This window comes from Halosimplex rubrum (assembly GCF_013415885.1).
In the GTDB taxonomy this organism is placed as follows: Archaea; Halobacteriota; Halobacteria; order Halobacteriales; family Haloarculaceae; genus Halosimplex; species Halosimplex rubrum.
Genome location: NZ_CP058910.1, coordinates 2,260,162 through 2,278,590, shown reverse-complemented (window position 1 = coordinate 2,278,590; position 18,429 = coordinate 2,260,162). Strand labels below are relative to the sequence as shown.

General features: G+C 69.3%; 16 protein-coding genes and 1 pseudogene. 11 read left to right on the top strand and 6 right to left on the bottom strand.

The genetic code is table 11. The features are described 5' to 3' along the window. The first annotated feature begins 28 nt into the window (after positions 1 to 28). The 10 genes from HZS55_RS11320 (at position 29) to HZS55_RS11275 (ending at position 14,181) form a co-directional block, all read left to right on the top strand. Positions 29 to 1,087, top strand: coding sequence for an NAD(P)-dependent glycerol-1-phosphate dehydrogenase (locus HZS55_RS11320; protein WP_179907761.1), 1,059 nt, complete (start codon positions 29 to 31; stop codon positions 1,085 to 1,087). A 561-nt stretch (positions 1,088 to 1,648) separates the two neighbouring features. Next, complete coding sequence (locus HZS55_RS11315; RefSeq protein WP_179907759.1) at positions 1,649 to 2,905, top strand: Glu/Leu/Phe/Val family dehydrogenase; 1,257 nt, start codon at positions 1,649 to 1,651, stop codon at positions 2,903 to 2,905. Positions 2,906 to 3,221: 316 nt separating this feature from the next. Then, on the top strand, positions 3,222 to 7,757 hold the full coding sequence (gene gltB, locus HZS55_RS11310; RefSeq protein ID WP_179907757.1) for a glutamate synthase large subunit: 4,536 nt from the start codon (positions 3,222 to 3,224) through the stop codon (positions 7,755 to 7,757). A 178-nt stretch (positions 7,758 to 7,935) separates the two neighbouring features. Further along, positions 7,936 to 8,841, top strand: coding sequence for a winged helix-turn-helix domain-containing protein (locus tag HZS55_RS11305; RefSeq protein WP_179907755.1), 906 nt, complete (start codon positions 7,936 to 7,938; stop codon positions 8,839 to 8,841). A 257-nt stretch (positions 8,842 to 9,098) separates the two neighbouring features. Further along, positions 9,099 to 10,025 carry a 4-hydroxy-tetrahydrodipicolinate synthase gene (gene dapA / locus HZS55_RS11300; protein WP_179907753.1) on the top strand — a complete coding sequence of 309 codons (927 nt, stop codon included), beginning with the start codon at positions 9,099 to 9,101 and terminating at the stop codon, positions 10,023 to 10,025. Further along, entirely contained in the window at positions 10,022 to 10,786 is a 765-nt protein-coding gene (dapB, locus tag HZS55_RS11295; RefSeq protein WP_179907751.1) for a 4-hydroxy-tetrahydrodipicolinate reductase, read from the top strand. Before dapA ends, dapB begins: the two co-directional genes overlap by 4 nt. Positions 10,787 to 10,844: 58 nt before the next feature. Continuing rightward, positions 10,845 to 11,675, top strand: a complete 831-nt coding sequence (locus tag HZS55_RS11290) for a 2,3,4,5-tetrahydropyridine-2,6-dicarboxylate N-succinyltransferase (RefSeq protein ID WP_179907749.1) — start codon at positions 10,845 to 10,847, stop codon at positions 11,673 to 11,675. 439 nt (positions 11,676 to 12,114) lie between these two features. Continuing rightward, positions 12,115 to 12,906 carry an Nmad3 family putative nucleotide modification protein gene (locus tag HZS55_RS11285; protein WP_179907747.1) on the top strand — a complete coding sequence of 264 codons (792 nt, stop codon included), beginning with the start codon at positions 12,115 to 12,117 and terminating at the stop codon, positions 12,904 to 12,906. A 151-nt stretch (positions 12,907 to 13,057) separates the two neighbouring features. Continuing rightward, positions 13,058 to 13,456, top strand: a complete 399-nt coding sequence (locus tag HZS55_RS11280) for a nascent polypeptide-associated complex protein (protein WP_179907745.1) — start codon at positions 13,058 to 13,060, stop codon at positions 13,454 to 13,456. Further along, on the top strand, positions 13,453 to 14,181 hold the full coding sequence (locus HZS55_RS11275; protein WP_179907743.1) for a methyltransferase domain-containing protein: 729 nt from the start codon (positions 13,453 to 13,455) through the stop codon (positions 14,179 to 14,181). The genes HZS55_RS11280 and HZS55_RS11275 overlap by 4 nt, the downstream gene beginning before the upstream one ends. Before the next feature lie 79 nt (positions 14,182 to 14,260). Here HZS55_RS11275 and HZS55_RS11270 read toward each other — a convergent pair whose 3' ends face one another. Beyond that, the gene (locus tag HZS55_RS11270) at positions 14,261 to 14,884 is read right to left on the bottom strand and encodes a hypothetical protein (RefSeq protein WP_246308240.1); all 624 of its coding nucleotides are present in this window, start codon (positions 14,882 to 14,884) and stop codon (positions 14,261 to 14,263) included. A 26-nt stretch (positions 14,885 to 14,910) separates the two neighbouring features. Next, complete coding sequence (locus tag HZS55_RS11265) at positions 14,911 to 15,237, bottom strand: transcription factor S (RefSeq protein WP_179907741.1); 327 nt, start codon at positions 15,235 to 15,237, stop codon at positions 14,911 to 14,913. Positions 15,238 to 15,259: 22 nt separating this feature from the next. On the opposite strand from HZS55_RS11265, the gene HZS55_RS11260 reads away from it, so the two are divergent. Beyond that, positions 15,260 to 15,484 carry a hypothetical protein gene (locus HZS55_RS11260; RefSeq protein ID WP_179907739.1) on the top strand — a complete coding sequence of 75 codons (225 nt, stop codon included), beginning with the start codon at positions 15,260 to 15,262 and terminating at the stop codon, positions 15,482 to 15,484. A gap of 78 nt (positions 15,485 to 15,562) precedes the next feature. On the opposite strand, the gene HZS55_RS11255 is transcribed toward HZS55_RS11260, so the two are convergent. The 4 genes and pseudogenes from HZS55_RS11255 to HZS55_RS11240 form a co-directional block, all read right to left on the bottom strand. Beyond that, on the bottom strand, positions 15,563 to 16,501 hold the full coding sequence (locus HZS55_RS11255) for a DUF7139 domain-containing protein (RefSeq protein WP_179907738.1): 939 nt from the start codon (positions 16,499 to 16,501) through the stop codon (positions 15,563 to 15,565). Positions 16,502 to 16,622: 121 nt separating this feature from the next. Then, positions 16,623 to 16,922, bottom strand: a complete 300-nt coding sequence (locus HZS55_RS11250) for a hypothetical protein (protein WP_179907736.1) — start codon at positions 16,920 to 16,922, stop codon at positions 16,623 to 16,625. Between the two features lie 14 nt (positions 16,923 to 16,936). Further along, complete coding sequence (locus tag HZS55_RS11245) at positions 16,937 to 17,461, bottom strand: DoxX family protein (protein WP_179907734.1); 525 nt, start codon at positions 17,459 to 17,461, stop codon at positions 16,937 to 16,939. A 234-nt stretch (positions 17,462 to 17,695) separates the two neighbouring features. Beyond that, positions 17,696 to 18,181, bottom strand: a pseudogene (locus tag HZS55_RS11240) (alkaline phosphatase family protein); the annotation flags it as partial. Between the last annotated feature and the right edge of the window lie 248 nt (positions 18,182 to 18,429).

The window sequence follows — 18,429 nt, the reverse complement described above, 5'->3', positions numbered from 1 at the left end:
TTTCCCGACCGACCGCGCATACCTCGGCATGTTCGACAAGTCGACGTGGATCCGGCTGCCGCGCAACGTCGTGGTCGGTCACGGCGTGCTCGACGACGCCGCGGCGGCCGTCGAGGAACTCCGGCTCCACGGCGACCCGCTGGTCGTCACCAGCCCGACGCCCGCCGAAGTGGCCGGCGACCGGGTCGTCGAGGGGTTTTCCGACGCCGGGTTCGACCCCCGGGTGGTCCGCATCGAGGAGGCGACCTTCGCCGCCGTCGAGGCGGTCATCGACGTCGCCGCCAGCGACGACGTGGGCTACCTCGTCGGCGTCGGCGGCGGCAAGGTCATCGACGTGGCGAAGATGGCCGGCGAAGACGTCGGCAAGGGGTTCGTCTCGGTCCCCACGGCCGCCAGCCACGACGGTATCGTCTCCGGTCGCGCCTCGATCCCCGAGGGCGACACCCGCCACAGCGTCGCCGCCGAACCCCCCCTCGCGGTCGTCGCCGACACCGAGATCCTCGCCGACGCGCCCTGGGAGCTGACCACCGCGGGCTGTGCCGACATCATCTCGAATTTCACCGCGGTCCGGGACTGGGAGCTGGCTCACCGGCTGAAGAACGTCGAGTACCACGAGTACGCCGGCGCCCTCTCGCGGATGACCGCCGAGATGCTCGTCGAGAACGCCGACTCCATCCGCCCGGAACTGGAGGAGTCGGCCTGGATCGTGACGAAGGCGCTGGTCTCCTCGGGCGTCGCGATGTCCATCGCCGGCTCCTCGCGGCCCGCGTCGGGCGCCGAACACCTGATCTCTCACCAGCTCGACCGCATCGCCCCCGACCCCGCGCTGCACGGCCACCAGGTCGGCGTCGCGTCGATCATGACCGAGTACCTCCACTCGGGCCCGAAGGGCCAGTGGCAGGACATCCGCGACGCGCTCGCCAGCATCGACGCGCCGACGACCGCCGACGAGCTGGGGATCGGCGACGAAGTCATCATCGAAGCGCTGACCACGGCCCACGAGATCCGCGACCGCTACACGATCCTCGGCGACGGTATGAGCGAAGCCGCCGCGCGTGAGGCCGCGAACGTGACCGGTGTGATCTGAGGGCGGCGTCTTCCCTGAGGGCGGCGTCTTCCGTCCGGTCGGTCGAAGCGGCGCGCTCGACCCGCCATCTTCTGTCGCAGGCGAACTCGACAGCGACCGCAAACAGCGTGACCGCTCCCGCCGGTTTCGGTCGCGAATCTCGCGAGCGATGGACCGCGGAAGGATAGGATGGGATGGGATCGTCGCCGTTGGCGGGGAACGGGAGCGTGTGACCGTGCCGCGCCCCCGGCATGTGCAGGTGACTCGTCGCGGGGCATAAAGGGCCGTCAGACTTCGGGCTGACGACCGGCAGACACCGGCCGATTTCGGGGCGAAATCGCAGTGAGGCGCAACGATCGGACCGCCTCGACGCGGCACCCGCCGGCGCCCCTCCGCCCCGGTGATCGCCCCCGTCCGAGTGAGCGCGACCGGCGGCTCGCTTCCGATGGAGTGGCGCCCTTTTGTGTGGTTATATACCTATTATTATCTGTATGCCCTTTCTGGATAATAATCTAACTCCAGTAGCCCAGGTTACTGGATGATTCCGATTTATTTTTACCAGAAGTCGACGACCGTCCACACATGGGTTCCGACGTAAACCCCTTCGAGAGCCTGCAGGAACAGATCGACGAGGCAGCGCAGTACCTCGACGTGGACGAGGGGACACTAGAGCGACTGAAAAATCCCGAGCGGATCTTGGAGACGAACCTCGCCGTCGAGATGGACGACGGCTCGACCGAGGTGTTCCGCGCCTACCGCTCGCAGTTCAACGGCGACCGCGGCCCGTACAAGGGCGGCATCCGCTATCACCCGGAGGTCTCCCGCGCCGAGGTCAAGGCGCTGTCGGGCTGGATGGCCTACAAGACCGCGACGGTCGGCGTCCCCCTCGGCGGCGGGAAAGGCGGGATCATCATCGACCCCGACGACTACTCCGAGGCCGAACTCGAACGCATCACGCGCGCCTTCGCGACGGAACTCACGCCGATCATCGGCGAGGACCGCGACGTGCCCGCTCCCGACGTGAACACGGGCCAGCGCGAGATGAACTGGATCAAGGACACCTACGAGACCCTGGAGAACACGACCGAGCCGGGCGTCATCACCGGCAAGGACATCTCCAGCGGCGGCAGCGAGGGACGCGTCGAGGCGACCGGTCGCTCGACGGTCATCGCCGCCCGTGAGGCGTTCGACTACCTCGGCGGGGACGTCGCCGACGCGACCGTCGCCGTCCAGGGCTACGGGAACGCCGGCTGGATCTCCGCGAAGCTCGTCGACGAGATGGGCGCCGACGTGGTCGCCGTCTCCGACTCCAGCGGCGGCGTCTACAGCGCGGACGGCATCGACCCGGTCGCCGCCAAGGACCACAAGCGCGAGACCGGCAGCGTCGCCGGCTTCCACGGCGCCGACGAATCGGTCACCAACGACGAGCTGCTCCAGCTCGACGTGGACCTCCTGATCCCCGCGGCGCTGGAGAACGCCATCGACGAGGAGATCGCCGAGGGCGTCCAGGCCGACGTGATCTCCGAGGCCGCCAACGGCCCGATCACGCCCAAGGGCGACGACGTCCTCGAGGACAAGGACGTCATCATCGTCCCGGACATCCTCGCCAACGCCGGCGGCGTCACGGTCTCCTATTTCGAGTGGGTGCAGAACCGCCAGCGGTTCTACTGGTCGGAACAGCGCGTCAACGAGGAGCTCGAAGACATCGTCGTCGAGCAGTTCGACACGCTCGTCGACGCCTACGAGGAACGCGACCTGCCGAGCATGCGCGTCGCCGCCTACGTCGTCGCGATCCAGCGCGTCCTCGACGCCGCCGAGCAGGCCGGTACCTGGCCCTGAACGGCACTCGTGCGTCGGCTCGGACCCGCCCGGCCGACTCCGGACGGGCCCCGACACACGACTCGCCTCTCACGGTGGGTATCTTTTCGTTTTCGCACAGTCTCGTTCCGGATCGGTCACCTATTCGGCAGTTGCGGTGGGTTTTTACCTTGTAGTCGCGTCTCTAGAAGTACGTTCGATCACTGAAACAGTCTGTTGCGAACGATCCGTACATAGTACGAGTGGAAAGGTCCTTATACTCCTAAGTGTGGATATAACGGTCATATAGTCTATCAGGCAAAGCGTTTTACCGGGGTACCGGATAGCTTCTGGACACATGAGTTCGTTCTCTCGCGACGACGGGGACCACCGGCTGGCGGATCCGGCCGACGCGCGGTCCAACTGCGGCGTGGGGGTCGTGATGGACCTCGACGGCGACGGTGGGCACTGGGTCCTCGCGGACGGATTGGAACTGCTCGAAAACCTCGAACACCGCGGTACCACGGGCGCCGAGGAGTCGACCGGTGACGGCGCCGGCGTCATGATCCAGACGCCCCACGACTTCTTCGCCGAGGAAGTCGACGCCGACCTGACACCCGGCGAGTACGCCGTCGGCTCGCTGTTCCTCCCGAAGGACGACGACGAGGCCCGGGCGGAGCTGAAGGGCGTCGTCGAGGACCGGTTCGCCGCGGAGGGCCTGGACGTGGTCGCCTGGCGAACCGTCCCGACGGACAACGCCGACCTGGGACGGACGGCGCTCGACTCGGAACCCGAGATGGCGCAGGTGTTCGTCGAGTCCGCCGACGGGCTGACGGGCGACGACTTCGACCGGCGACTGTACACCGCCCGCCGCGCGCTCGAAACGCACGTCGAGGAGGCCGAGCCGGCCGGCCACGAACGCTTCTACGTCGTCTCGCTGGCCACCGACAGGGTCGTCTACAAGGGCCTGCTGAAGGGCGAACAGGTCGCCGACTACTACCCGGACCTGACCGACGAGCGCGTCGACACCACCTTCGCGATGGTCCACGCCCGCTTCTCGACGAACACGCTCGGCGCGTGGCACCTCGCTCACCCCTACCGCGGCATCATCCACAACGGCGAATTCAACACCATCCAGGGCAACATCAACTGGATGCGCGCGCGGGAGACGGACCTCGATTCGGACGCCTTCGACGACGTGGACAAACTGAAGCCGATCATCGACGACCCCGAGCAGTCGGACACCGCGAGCGTCGACAACGCGCTCGAACTCCTCATGCTCGAAGGTCGCGACCTGCCCCACGCCCTGCGGATGCTCATCCCCGAGGCGTGGCGCGGCGAGGCCAACGACGTGAGCGGCGCCCGCCGCGACTGGTACGACTACCACGCCTCCGTGGTCGAGCCCTGGGACGGCCCCGCCCTGGTGGCCGCCACCGACGGCGAGCGCGTTGGCGCCGTCCTCGACCGCAACGGGCTGCGGCCCTGTCGCTACGACGTGACCACCGACAACACGCTGGTCATGGCGAGCGAGGCGGGCGCCCTGGACACCGACCCCGCCGACATCGAGGAGCGCGGCCGGCTCCAGCCCGGCCAGCTGTTCCTCGCCGACCCCGAGGAGGGCCGGGTCATCCCCGACGAGGAGGTCTTCGACGACCTCACCGACGAGCGGTACGGCGAGTGGGTCGCCGACGAGCAGGTCGGCCTCGACGACGTGGTCGACGCGCCCGACAACCTCCCCCAGCGGGAGATCGACCAGCTCCGGGCCTACCAGGCCCAGTACGGCTACACCTACGACGAGGTCGACCACCTCCTCGAACCGATGGCAGAGAAGGGCAAGGACCCCGTCGGCTCGATGGGCGACGACACCCCCCTCTCGGTGCTGTCGCAGTTCAACCGCCCCCTGTTCACCTACTTCAAGCAGCTGTTCGCGCAGGTCACCAACCCGCCGCTGGACTACATCCGCGAGGAACTCGTCACGTCCCTCGAATCCCGGCTGGGCCACCAGCGCAACCTGCTGGACGAATCGTCCGCGCACGCCCGCCAGCTCGTCCTCGACTCGCCGGTCCTCACCGACCAGCAGACCGAAGCGATCCGCGAGCTCGACGAGAACGGCATGTCCTCGAAGGTGGTCGACATCACCTACGACCCCGACGAGACCGACCTCCGCGAGGCCGTCGAGGGCGCTCGCGAGGCGGCGACCGAGGCCGCGACCGAGTACGACGTGCTGGTCCTCTCGGACCGAGCGGCCGGCGAGGGCCGCGTCGCCGTCCCGAGCCTCCTGGCCGTGGGCGGCGTCCACCACCACCTCGTCCGCAACGGCCTGCGCAACCACGTCGGGCTCGTCGTCGAATCCGGCGATCCCCGAACCGTCCACCACATGGCGACGCTCGTCGGTTACGGTGCGGGCGCGGTCAACCCGTACCTCGCCTACCAGACCATCGAGGACCTCGTCGCCGGCCCGGACGGCGCGGAACTCTCGATCGCCATCGACGCCTACGTCAACGCCCTGGAGGACGGGCTCCTGAAGACGATGGCCAAGATGGGCATCTCCACCGTCGAGAGCTACCAGGGCGCCCAGATCTTCGAGGCCGTGGGCCTCTCCTCGGACTTCGTCGCCGAGTACTTCGAGGGCACCGCCAACAGGACGGAAGGCATCGGGTTAGAGGAGATCGAGGAGGACCTGCTCGACCGCCACGAGGTCGCCTGGGGCGACGACCCCGACCTCGAACGGCAGGGCGAGTTCGAGAACCGCTCGGGCGGCATCCACCACCAGTGGAACCCCTCGACCGTCGGGAAGGTCCAGCAGGCGGTCCGCACGGGCGACTACGAGCGCTACAAGGAGTTCGCCGCCGAGATCAACGACCAGAACGAGCAGCTCCAGACCCTTCGGGGCCTGCTGGAGTTCGACTCCGACCGCGACCCGGTCCCGATCGAGGAGGTCGAACCGGTCGCGGAGATCGTCGAGCGCTTCGAGACCGCGGCGATGAGCCTGGGGAGCCTCTCCCCGGAGATGCACGAGAACAACGCCATCGCGATGAACCGGCTGGGCGCCCACGCCAACACCGGCGAGGGCGGCGAACCTCCGGAACGGTTCGACACCGAGAAGAACTGCAAGACCAAGCAGGTCGCTTCCGGTCGCTTCGGCGTCACCAGCCACTACCTCGCCTCGGCCGACGAACTGCAGATCAAGATGGCCCAGGGCTCCAAGCCCGGCGAGGGCGGCCACCTCCCCGGCAAGAAGGTCAACGAGATGATCGCCCAGATCCGCTACGCGACCCCCGGCGTCGGGCTCATCTCGCCGCCGCCGCTGCACGACATCTACTCCATCGAGGACCTCAAACAGCTCATCCACGACCTCAAGGCGAGCAACCCCGACGCCGACGTGAACGTCAAGCTCGTCGCCGAGGACGGCATCGGCACCATCGCCGCCGGCGTCGCCAAGGCCAACGCCGACAAGGTCCACATCTCCGGCCACGACGGCGGCACCGGTGCCTCGCCGAAGACGAGCATCAAGAACGCGGGCCTCCCGTGGGAGCTCGGCCTCGCCGAGGCCAACCAGATGCTCCGCGCGACGGGACTGCGCTCGCGCATCGAAGTGACGAGCGACGGCGGGATGAAGACCGGCCGCGACGTGGCCGTCGCGACCCTGCTGGGCGCCGAGGGGTACGCCTTCGGCACCGCGTCGATGGTCACCTCCGGCTGCGTGATGGCCCGACAGTGCCACGAGAACACCTGTCCGGTCGGCGTCGCCACCCAGAACGAGAAGCTCCGCGACCGCTTCCCGGGCGAACCCCAGCACGTCATCAACTACATGACCTTCGTCGCCCAGGAGTTCCGGGAGATCATGGCCGAACTCGGCTTCCGGACCGTCGACGAGATGGTCGGGCGCCCGAGCGTGCTCGCCCAGCGGACCGACGTGAGCCAGCCGAAGGCCAAGAAGGTGAACCTCCAGGGCGTCATCGCCGAGCCCGCCGGTGACGACGACCGCTACAAGACCCGCGAGCAGACCCACGAGGTGAGCGAGTCGCTCGACTGGGAGCTCATCGAGGCGGCCGAGCCCGCCATCGAGTCGGGCGAACCCGTCGCCATCTCGACGGACGTGAACAACACCAACCGCGCCGTCGGCGCGACGCTCTCGAACGAGATCTCCAGCGAGTACGGCGGCGAGGGGCTACCCGACGACACCGTGGAGTGTCGGCTGGAAGGCACCGCCGGCCAGAGCTTCGGCGCCTTCCTCCAGCGGGGAGTCACGATGGATCTCGTCGGCACCGCCAACGACTACGTCGGCAAGGGGCTCTCGGGCGGGAAACTCGTCGTCAGAACCCCCGAGAACGCCAACTACGCGGCCGCCGACAACGTCGTCATCGGGAACGTCGCGCTGTACGGCGCGACCCAGGGCGAGGCCTACGTCAACGGCGTCGCCGGCGAGCGGTTCGCCGTCCGCAACTCCGGCGTGAAAGGCGTCGTCGAGGGCGTCGGCGACCACGGCTGCGAGTACATGACCGGCGGCGCCATCGTCGTGCTGGGCGAGACGGGCAAGAACTTCGCGGCCGGCATGTCCGGCGGCGTCGCCTACGTCTACGACCCCGACGGGGAGTTCGCTCGGAAGGCCAACACGGGCATGGTCTCGATCGACCCGACGCCGGACGAACTCGACCGGGCGATGATCACGCGGCTGGTCGAGAACCACGCCGCCTACACCGACTCCGACCGAGCGGCGGAGCTGCTCGCCGACTGGGACGACGTGCTCGACGACTTCACGAAGGTGATGCCCGACGCCTACGCCGAGGTCATCGCCGAGCGCGAGCGCGCCGACGTGCGCACCGAGCTCCCCGACCCCGCCGCGCCCGCATCCGAGTCCGGCGCCGCCAGTCACGGCCAGGCCGACGACTGACGGCCGTCTCGGCGCCGTTTCGACCGCGAGCGACCGTCGCTCCTCACCGACACCGTGCGACCGAGCGGGGGCGCTGGCGCGTGAGTTGCGGCCGAACTGCGTGGCAATACCCGTATAGTCCCGCGGTTATCGCTCGGAGCGGAAGGCCTATATTCGTCCACTGGTTGTGGATCTGCCAATGAGCCGAGCGGACCGCGGAGCCGACCAGCCGCGAGCGATGATCCACCGGCGGATCCTCGACGTGGCCGAATCGAACCCCGACGCGTCGATGACGGCGATCGCCGAGGAAGTCAGTGGCGCGTCGCCGGACCTCGTCGATCGCGTCCTCGACGAGTACGGCGACCCCGGCCGCGACCCCGAACCGGACGACGAGACATCCATGAACGCCCCGAACGCCTCTGCCCCGGAGACGGACCCCGAGACCGAACAGGACGAGTCAGCGACCGAACCGAACGATCCGTCGGCCGAGACGGACGATTCTGCCGCTGAACCCGCCGTCCAGACGCCGACGGCGGCCGAGCTGTCCGAGAAACAGCGGCGGACGCTCCGGGCGCTGTACGAGCGCCCCGGCGCCTCCCAGGGCGACCTGGCCGAGGACTTGGACGTGACCCGGGCGACGGTGAGCCGGCGCCTCAACGCCATCCCGGGCTTCGAGTGGACCGACCGCCGCGCGTTCGCCGAGTCGGTCTTCGACGAGGCGACAGACGGCGAATCCGACGAGGCGGCCGGCGGCGAATCCGACGACGCGGACGACGAGGTGGCCGCGGGCGACCCGACGACCGACGGAGGCCAGCACGACGGTCGGGAGTCGGTCGACCCGAAGGCAGTCGCCGCGCTCGAAGGGGCGCTGACGGATCTGGCTGCGCGGCTCGACGCGGTCGAGTCTCGGGTCGGCGAGTCGGACGACGCCGACGGATCCGGCGACGCTGGCCGATCCGACGACGTCGACGACGCAGTCGAGGCCGACGCAGCGCCCGCGCTCTCGCCCGAACTCGCTCACAAGGTCGTCCACGCCTGCATGGAGTCCGACCGGGTGACCGAAGACGAGGAACTGGACGTGCTGCGGGCGTTCATGGAGAGCTGAGCCGGACCGCCCCGGTCGCGCTCGTCGAGGGCGGAACCGTCTCCGCAACCGATAAGTCGCTCCGCGCGCCTGTCTCAGGTATGACTCACCCAGCGCTCGCGGTCGACGCCGCCGAGCCGGGTGTCCCCGCCGCTTCTCCGAAACGCAAACGGTCGTGAGCGGCTCTCGGCGAGCGTAGCGCACTCGTCGCGGGCCATTCCCGTCCGCATCGCCCGCGACCCACGCAGCCTATCACCCACCCACGCGAACACCGACCAATGACATCGTTCCAGCTCCGCGGCGTGTACCCCGCCATGTGTACGCCGTTCGACGACGACGGCAGCATCGACTTCGAGACACTCCGAACCGACGCCCAGCGACTCGAACGCGCGGGCGTCGACGGCCTCGTCCCCTGCGGCTCCACGGGCGAGTCGGCGACGCTCACCCACGACGAACACATCGAGGTCGTCGAGGCGGTCATCGACGCCGTCGACGACGTGCCCGTGATCGCCGGCTCCGGCTCGAACAACACCCGCGAGGCGCTGTCGCTCTCCCGGCGCGCCGCCGACGCCGGTGCCGACGCCCTCCTCCTCATCTCGCCGTACTACAACAAGCCCGAACAGCGCGGCTTCGTCGACCACTACGAGCGGATCGCCGACGAGGTCGACCTGCCGCAGATCGTCTACAACGTCCCCTCGCGCACCGGACAGAACATCGAACCCGAGACGGTCGAGGAGCTCGCGGACCACCCGAATATCCAGGGCTACAAGGCCGCAAGCGGCGATATGGGGCAGATCAGCGAGATAATCGAGCGGACCCGCGACACCGACCTCGACGTGCTCTCGGGCGACGACGGGATGACGCTCCCGATGCTCTCGGTCGGCGCGAGCGGCGCCATCAGCGTGGCCGCCAACGTCGAACCCGAGCGGACCTGTGCCATGGTCGGCGCCGCGCTGGCCGGTGACTACGAGCGCGCACGGGAGATCCACCACCGCCTCGGCCCCCTGTTCCGCGAACTGTTCGTCGAGACCAACCCGATCCCCGTCAAGGAGGCCATGCAGATCCGCGGATACAGCTCGGCGTGGATGCGCTCGCCGCTCACGCGGCTCTCCGAAGAGTACCGCGACGGCCTGCAGGCGGTGCTCGACGACCTCGAATCCGAAACCTTCGATTACGAGGACGAGTACGCCGAGATAGAGCGATGACGACGGCAATCGCGGTCAACGGTGCCGCCGGACGCATGGGTCGAACGGTGATCGAGACGGCCGCCGAGCGCGACGGCGTCGAGGTCGTCGTCGGCTTCCACGCGACCGACGCCGGCGAGATCGGTGGCGTCCCGGTCGTCGGCAGTGGCGAAGCGGCCGATGCGCTGGCGGAGTACGAGGTCGACGCTGTCGTCGACTTCTCCGTCCCCGAGGCGGCCCTGTCGGTCGCCGACGCCTGCGTCGAGGCCGAAGTCCCCCTGGTCGTCGGGACCACCGGCTTCGACGGCGACAGCTTCGACGCGCTCGAAGCGGCCAGCGACGAGATCCCACTGCTCAAGGCCACCAACTTCTCGCGGGGCATCCAGGTGCTGCTGCGCACCGTCCGGGAGGCCGTCGGCGCGCTCGACGGCTACGACCTGGAACTGATGGAGACCCATCACAACGAGAAGGTCGACGCCCCTTCGGGCACCGCCAACACGATCCTCGAGACGATCCAGGAGGAGCGCGACGTGGAACCCGTCTACGGTCGTGAGGGGCACGCCCCGCGCGACGACGACGAGATCGGCGTGTTCGCGCGGCGCGCCGGCGATGTCCGCGGCGAACACGAGCTCGTCCTCGCCGGCAACGACGAGGTGCTGAACCTCTCCCACCGCGCGGAGGACCGCGGGGTGTTCGCGGCGGGCGCCCTCGACGCCGCGGTCTGGCTCGCCGACCGCGGCGACGGTTGGCACGAGTTCGACGAAGTGATCGACGCCGAGTGAGGATCGCGCCCGGGCCGAGACCACAGCGCTATTATTCCGGCACGTAAAGGGCCGACCAATGAGTCTACAAGCCGACATCGAGGACCTCTGGACCAGAAAGCAGGACGGGCTGACCGCCGCCGACGCGACCGACGACCACCTCGCGACCCTCGACGACTTCCTCGCCGCGCTCGAAGCCGGCGAGGTCTGTGCCGCCGAGAAGTCCGGCGACGAGTGGGAGGCCAACGAGTGGGTCAAGCAGGGTATCCTCCTCAACTTCGGCCTCCGGGAGACGGAAGCGCGAGAGTACGGCGACGTGGCCTATCACGACGTGCTCCCGCTTCGGGAGACCGCCGACCTGGCCGAGCGCGGCACGCGCAACACGCCCGACGGCACGGTCATCCGCCGGGGCGCCTACGTCGGCAGCGACGCCATCCTGATGTCGCCGGCGTTCGTCAACATCGGCGCCCACGTGGGCGACGGCACGCTCGTCGACTCCTGCGACACCGTCGGTTCCTGCGCGCAGATCGGCGACAACGTCAAACTGGGCGCGAACACGCTCATCGGCGGCGTCCTCGAACCGGTCGAGGACGCGCCGGTCATCGTCGAGGACGGCGTCTCGCTGGGCGCGGGCTGTCGGGTCACCTCCGGGTTCGTCGTCGGCGAGAACTCTATCGTCGGCGAGAACACCCTGCTCACGCCGCGCATCCCCGTCTACGACCTCGTCGAGGAGGAGGTTCTCTACGGCGAACTCCCGCCGGAACGGCGCGCCTTTACCCGGTTCGTCGAATCCTCCGTGTCGGACCACGACCTCATCGACGGCGGCGCCTACAAACCCGCCGTCGTCGCCACGAGCGTCGAGGAGGAGACCTTAGAGGCGACCGAACGCGAGGACGCGCTGCGGGAGTGATGTCCGCGCGCCGTCGGTGCGCGGCTCGCGGCCGCGAGCGACGGGTGACTCAAGGGAGCATTGAACCCTCCGGTAGCGATTTTTCACTCCGGTCGCTACCTTCGAGTGCCGACAACCGCCCTGTCGACGTGCCCTTCTGCTGTGGAGCCGGTCCCTTCGGGGCCGTCGGTCGGCAGTCGCATGTCGGCTCTCGGCACCGCGACGGACGCTGTCACACGCGTTCCCCCCATCGTAGTCCGTCGGCCGGTGCCGACGGCTTTCTCACCCACCGTTTCCCCGGAGTGGACCGGACGGCCGCCAGCGCTCCGATTCTCCGGCTCACGCCGCCGACTCGTGGGGGGCGTCACCGGTGTGGGGAGGGCGAGCACTCGAAGCGAGCGGCGCCGCTGACGACGGGCGACACGGGAACGTTTTGGTCGGCGCGCGCCAAGCGAGTCGCGTGACAGTCGTCCTCTGCGGAGTCGGCGCCGACACCGGCAACGTCCGCCCGGTTCCGGGCGTCGACGCCGAGGGCCGCTTCGAGTACGTCCCAATCCCGGAGAAGGGTGCGACGGCCGAGACGGCCACGTACGGCTCGCTCGACTGTCGTCACGGGGAAGGGACGCTCGCGGACCTGCTCGACGGGGTCCGGCCGGGCAGCGACGGCGAGTGGGTCACCGAGCCGGCGGCGATCCGGGACTGTTCGGTCCATCGCGACCCCAATTTCGAGGCGCTCACCTACGGCGAACACCGGCCGGGCTACGTGGCGAAGCTACGCGAACTGGACCCTGGCGACGTCGTCGCGTTCTACGGCGGCTTCCCGGGCCCCGACAGCGAGTACAAACACCGGTACCTGTTCGGCTACTTCACGGTCGCCGAGCCGCCGGTGGTGCTCGACCCGGAGACGGACCGGGCGGATGTGGAGGCCACCCTGGCCGAGCACCCCGACAACGCCCACGCCAAGCGCTTCGCCCGCCACGGCGACCTGTACTACCACGACCCGGCGTTCACCGACCGACCGCGACCGGTCGTGATCGTCCCCGGCGAGGCGCCCGGCGGCGTCCTCGACCGGGCGATACGGCTGAGCGACCGGCGACGGGGGCCGAACTACTACATGAGCGAGGCGGCCGCAGCCGCGCTGGCGCCGGCGTCGGCGACCGACCGCGGGACCCACCTCGGCGGGTTCAAGCCGGCCGTCCGCTGTGACGTGCCCGCCGAGGCGTTCCTGGCGTTCGTCGACGAGCGGTCGTAGCGTGGTAGTGCGCGGTCGTTCGCGGACCTGTGGTCGGGCTTCGACGCAGCCGTCGGGCAGACTGACGCGAGGAGGGGACGGGTCCGATCACTCGACTCCGGGAAACGGGCGGTTGTTAAGGCTTTTTGCGCCGGGCGCCGGACGTGGGGGTATGTTCCCAGGAGGCGGCGGCATGAACGACCGCAAGATGCAGCAGATGATGAAGCAGATGGGCATCGACATGACCGACCTCGACGCCGAGGAAGTCGTCATCCGGACGCCCGACGAAGAGCTCGTCTTCACCGACGCGGACGTCCAGCGGATGGACGCCCAGGGCCAGCAGACCTACACCATCGTCGGCGAGCCCGAGTCCCACGAGCGCGGTGAGGGCGCGAGCGGGAGCGACGACCCGGTCATCGAGGAGAGCGACGACGACGGCGGTCCGGCCGAGATCCCCGACGAGGACGTGGAGCTGGTCGCGACGCGAGCGGGCGCGAGCGAGGGCGACGCGCGCGAGGCGCTGGAGGGGACGAACGGCGACCTGGCGGCGGCCATCGAGCGGTTAGAGTGAGCCTGCTGTTCGTCCACGAGGCCGAGAGCCGCGAGTACCTGCTGACGCCGGGCGAGACGCTCGAATGCGACCTGGGCGTGCTGGAGGTGCCCGAGGACGTGGAACCGGGCGAGATCGTCGAGAGTCACATCGGCGAGCCGTTCACCGCGCGGAAGCTCCGCGGGCCGGACCTGTTCAACCACTTCGAGCGGACCGGCGCGCCGATGATGCCCCGCGACATCGGTCTCATCGTCGGCCACACCGGCGTCTCGGGCGAGGACGAGATCCTCGACGCCGGCACCGGGACGGGCGTGCTGTCCGCGTACCTCGCCCGCTGTGGCGCGTCGGTGACGACCTTCGAGCGCGACCCCGAGTTCGCCGAGGTGGCGCGCGAGAACATGGAACTGGCCGGCGTGGCCGACCGCGTGGACGTTCGCACGGGCGACGTGACCGACCAACTGGGCGACCTGGACCGGTACGACGTGGTGACGCTCGACACCGAGGACGCGCCGACGATGGTCGAGCGGACCCCCAACCTGCTCCGCGACGGCGGCTACGTCGCGGTGTACTCGCCGTTCGTCGAGGGGACGCGCGACGCCGTCGCCGCCGCTCACGAGGTCGGGCTCGCCGAGGTCGAGACGCTGGAGACGATCCAGCGCGAGATGGACTTCGACGACCGCGGCTCCCGGCCGTCGACGGCGGGCGTCGGCCACACCGGCTACCTCACCTTCGCGCGCCGAGTGTAGCGACCCCCTCGATGGGGCGGTTTTCCGTTTCGACTCGTCGGTCAGCCGGCGGCTCGTCTCTCGACCGGGAGAGGACCGGTTAGCCCGTTGCTCGCACGAGGTCGAACAGCTCCTCGCGGTAGTCGTCGCTCGAACCGTCGAGCGCCGGGTCGTCGAGGTCCGGGAACCGGTCAGCCAGCGACGAACGGGGGTAGGCGCCGCCGGCGAGGCGGATGTCGCCGTCGGCCCAGGCGCCGACCCACCCCTCGACCGGGACGGGGGCCCCCTCGGGGAGCGCCACCTCGCCGGTCACCTGCCGCAGCGTGATTCGCGAGCGGTCCTCGGTCCGGATCCGCTCGCGGCGACCGCGTTCGACGGCGTCGACGCCGCGCTCGGTCAGGTCGTCGGCGAACCGCCGGAGCGCCTCGGTTTTCACCGAGGGGAGCACCATCGCGGATCCGATACCGGGGGCCAGCGGCGGGCGGAAGGCGAGCCTCGTGGCGAAGAAGAAACGCCGGGACTGGTCGACTGCGTCGTCGGTCGCCTCGCGGACGGCCGCCCGGAGCGCGGTGTTCTCGTAGACGACCGTGTGGCCGCGCACGTCGGCGCCCTCGACGCCGAACAGCGTCTCCGTCGCGTCTTCGACGCGCTCCCAGGCTCCGTCGAGCCGGTCGACGGGAACGGGCGGCGCGGGCACATCGCCGTCGTCGGGAGCGCGCGGCACGTCGGCCACTCGGGGCCGATACTACTTCAGTGGTCGTCCTCGCGCCACTTGTGCTCGCACTCGGTGCAGGTGAAAAAGCGCGTCTCGCTCTCGTCGGCCGCGCGGATCTGTTTCATCTCCCAGAACGCCTGGTCGTTGCCACACTCCGGGCAGCGGGCCTCGGTCGTCGGCCCCATGTCCTCGGCGCTCACGTCGGAAGTGTCGATGACCTCGGTCTCTTCCTGTCCCTGTGTCGTGACGGCGGTCTTGGCCTCCTCGGCCTCGTTACGCGACTCCTCGTAGCCGCAACTGCCACAGACCCAGTCGTCCCCCTCGGTTTTCATCATCGAACCGCATTCGTCGCAGAACTTCATACCCGCCGTAGCGGGCCACCGGTTGAAAAATGTCCGGGTTCGCGGTGTCGACCGTCCGGCGCGGCCGACGCGAGGGGCGACGTTCGTCTTCGTCCTCGACTTCGGCGACGCCTTCGACCGAGAGGACCTCGACCGCGACCACTCGCTGGCGTACCGCCTCGGCAACCGGGGCGGCGCGGTCCTCGCGGTCGCGGTCGGACTCGTGACGCTCGCCGTCGGCATCGTCTCGGTCGTCGCGGCCGGGTAGCTCCCGGGTCGTCGTCGGACGAACGGGAGACGGAGAATCGGCGACTCGTCGCGGGATCCGCGTGCCGGCCCTACGCCGCTAGTTCGCCTCGGACCACTCGTCGCAGGCGTCCATGTCCTCCATGAGTTCCTCGTGGAGCCCGCAGTAGGGCGTGATCTTCTCGTCGACCTTGACGTACTCGAAGTGGGCGCAGTTGCCGCAGTAGGCGTCGGGACGGCCGCGCTCGCTTGCGGCCTCGACGAACTCGGCGTCGGTGAACTCGCCGTTCTGCGGACCGGCGTCACCGCCGCCGTTCTCGACCGTCGCGGAGCCGCCGTCCGCGGCGGCGCCGGAGGGATCGGGAGGACTCGACCGGCCACCGGCGGCGTCGGCCAGGATCTCGGCGTCCCGGCCGTGGTTCGTCGGCTCGGAACTCGGCGGCTCGTCGCGGTTGGTCTGCGTTCGGACCTCGCCCTGGGGCTCCTTGCCGAACAGCCCGACGGAGCCGAAGCCGCCGGCGGGCTCGGCGTCCTCGACGAGGCGGAGGTTGCCCTCCTCGGTGATCTCCATGCGAGCGGTGCCGCCGGGGTCGTTGCGGGTCTTGAACGTCGCGAGGCCGGCGAACAGGCAGGTCAGAGTGACCATCGCGCCGAAGAAGTAGACGACGACGGCCGCGGCCCCGAGCGGGTCGCCGGCGCCGAACCACTGGTCGGGGTATGCGACCCGGAAGAGCGCGACGCCGAGGACGGCGACGCTGGCGCCGATGACCGAGGCGGCGCGGGTGGTCCGCCCCGCCGGGAGGACGGCGAACACCCCGAGGAACGTGGCCGGGAGGCCGAGGCCGGCCAGCGTGCCGGCGAGCGTCCGCGCCGCGATGCGGTCGAACCCGAGCGATGCCCCGACATCCGTCGTCGAGACGACGATGCTCGCGACGACCATCGCCGCGCCCGCCCCGAAGAGCGCCGCCCCCGCGTAGAACCGACGAGAGGTCGTCACCGTCCGCAGGTGCCCCTCGTACACTTGGGTCAGGCTTGCCATACGCGACCTTCTCCGTGAGAGACCATAACGACCCGTCAGACGCGCGTCCGACGCCGCGGCGCGGCCGCTGGTCGGTGCGTGTCGAAGCGGGGAGCGAAACGAAACGGGAGGAACTGCGCGGTCAGTCGGCGGTCATCTCGACGCGCTGGGTGGTGTCCTCACCGCCGGCCGTCGCGGCCATGCGGTAGCCCTGCCAGGCGAGCAGGACGACCAGGCCCGCGATGACGAGGAGGACCCTGAGGTTGGCGTCGACCATCGGCGTCGCGACGACTTCACCGGCGTCGTTGGTCGTGGGGGCCGCGCCGTAGGGCGGGCCCGCGAGCACTTCGACGATGCCCAGGCCGACGACCCCCAGCAGGATGAGGCCGCCGCCCAGCGCCATCGCCGCCCTGTCGATCGTGGTCGTGATGGTGTCTTTCATTGGTGGTCACCGCCTCAGCCGAGCAGGTATTTGAGTTTCGGGTGCCGTTCGACGAGCTTGGTCTGCTCGAGGATGGCGTCCAGGCCGTAGTACCGGCCGGCGGCCAGCGCCGCGAGGGTCACGAAGATGAGCAGGGTCTGGAAGTCCCCCGTCACGAGTCCGTGCCCGAAGCCGCCGTTGCCGACCCAGAACAGGGTCATGAAGATGGCCCCGCCGAACGCGGCCAGCCGCGTCAGGGCGCCGAACATGATCCCCAGGCCGATGAGCGTCTCGAACAGCGGAACGCCGGGCTCGACCAGCCAGGCCAGGTTCTCGGCCATCCACACCGGGATCGGCCCCAGCGCCGTGCCGGTCATACCCTGCAGGTAGCCCGTCGCGCCGCCGTAGCTGAGCCCGCTCTCGATGATCTTCGTCACGCCGGCGTGGAAGAAGTACCACCCGGTGATCACGCGGAGCAGCGCGACCCAGTACGTCGCGACCGGGCCGCCGATGTCGAACGCGAACTCGTCGGCCAGTGGGTTCGCCGTGTTGGTTGCCATGGTCGTCACCTCACATGTGCAGCTTGCGGGCGAGTGTGCATATAAAGAGGCGCGCGTTCCCGGAAAGTAAAAATCGCAAGATCGCGTCGGGATTTCGGGGAGTCACTGATAAAGGGCCCATCGAACGGGGACTGCGAGCGCGACGAGTGGCGCGGAGCAGTCGCTGTCGGCTCTGGGGTGGAGCGAAACGGAGAGCGCGCAGCGCGCGAACGCGAGACGCGAGCGGTCGGCCGCCTACACCAGCGAGGTGCCGTCGAACTCGCCGCGCTCGTAGTCGACGTCCATCAGGTCGAGGATGGTCGGCGCGATGTCGAACAGATCCACGTCGGAGACGCGGGCCTCCTCGTCGTCGATCAGCAGCGTCGCGTTGTCGAAGCTGTGCATGCCGTTGCGGGCGGAGAACTCGACGAAGGGGTTCTTGCGGCCCTTGAAGCCGGCCTTCAGGTCGAAGCCGTGGTTCGGGACGATAGTCAGGTCCGGCGCGATGTCGTCGTGGTCGCCGCGGAAGGCGTCCTCCTTGGTGACGACGCGGTCGGCGACGGGCTCGCCGTCGGGTCCCTCCATGGCCTCCAGTTCCTCCTTCAGCTCCGAGCGCACCTGCTCGTACTCCTCCTCGGGGACGCTCCCGCGCGGTTCGCGGCCCTCGAGGTTGAGGTAGAAGCGACCGGGGATGAGCGAGTAGGCGTCGGCCTCGTCGGCGATGTCGGGGAGCTCGGTGTGGGTGTACTCCAGGGCGTCGGCGTCCTCGTTCAGATCGGTGCCGAGTGCGACGCCGTCGGCCGGCGTGATCGCGATCTCGAAGCCGCCCTCGTCGTCCGCGACGTCGACACTGTCGACCAGTTCGGTGGTGTCGGCCTTGTCGACGCCCATCGACTTGGGCGTGACCGCCGCCAGGTCGTCGACGATACGGTCGCGGACCGCCTCGGTGAGCGCGACGACGGCGTCGCCGTCGACGTAGGCCTCGCCCT